The 674-nt window shown below is 40.8% G+C and carries 3 protein-coding genes; all 3 read left to right on the forward strand.

Features of this window, described 5'->3' with window-relative positions; all coding sequences use genetic code 11:
* Window positions 1-174 (forward strand): BON domain-containing protein (locus R7E78_RS27085; RefSeq protein WP_318058742.1); only part of this gene is annotated, 174 nt, incomplete at its 5' end.
* Window positions 175-219: 45 nt separating this feature from the next.
* Window positions 220-396 (forward strand): DUF1328 family protein, encoded by a 177-nt coding sequence (locus R7E78_RS27090; protein WP_005478615.1) that lies wholly within the window; start codon window positions 220-222, stop codon window positions 394-396.
* 8 nt (window positions 397-404) lie between these two features.
* On the forward strand, window positions 405-602 hold the full coding sequence (locus R7E78_RS27095) for a hypothetical protein (protein ID WP_005466987.1): 198 nt from the start codon (window positions 405-407) through the stop codon (window positions 600-602).
* Window positions 603-674 lie beyond the last annotated feature (72 nt).

Consider the following 674-nt stretch of genomic DNA (forward strand, 5'->3'; position numbering starts at 1 on the left):
TTACTGATGGATACCAGCGTTAGTGGTACAGACATTGATGTCACTACAGAAAATAAAACCGTAACCTTAACCGGTAAAGTGAACTCAGATGCCGAGCATGATCTGGCATTATCGATTGCAAATAATACCAACGATGTAAATAAGGTTGTCGATAAGATTGAAGTTGTTCAGTAATAACTAATATTGAGCTTTCACTTTAAAAAATAAGGAGACAACACCATGGTTCGTTGGATGTTTATTTTCCTTGCTTTGGCTCTCGTTTCAGCGGTGCTCGGATTTAGTGGTATTGCCGGTGCCGCCGCAGCTGTCGCGCAAGTGATATTTTATCTGTTCCTGTTGTCATTAATTGTATCAATAGTATTTGTGATACTTGGAAAGAAAAACGTAAATAGATAGGAGTTAGCATGCGAGTTACGTCATTTATTTATCGTATCGCCGCAGTATTTGGTTTGGTGTTTGCTTTAGCGGCGTGTAGTGATGAAGGGCCAATGGAAAAAGCGGGCAAAAAATTGGATGAGACTGCGGAAGAAGCGCAAAACGCCATTGAAGATGGTTGTGAAAACCTTAAAGAGAATCTGAACGCGGAAGACAAAGATTGTTAAGCGTTCACCTCATCCACCAACAGCAAAAAAGGGCGGCGTGATAACCGCCCTTTGTTTTACCAACTATTCTTA

Source organism: Vibrio sp. YT-19(2023) (genome assembly GCF_033337395.1).

What these genes read in the sequence shown, in the direction of transcription:
- R7E78_RS27090 (WP_005478615.1), top strand. Translation starts at nt 220, where the DNA reads ATGGTTCGTTGGATGTTTATTTTCCTTGCTTTGGCTCTCGTTTCAGCG.
- R7E78_RS27095 (WP_005466987.1), top strand. Translation starts at nt 405, where the DNA reads ATGCGAGTTACGTCATTTATTTATCGTATCGCCGCAGTATTTGGTTTG.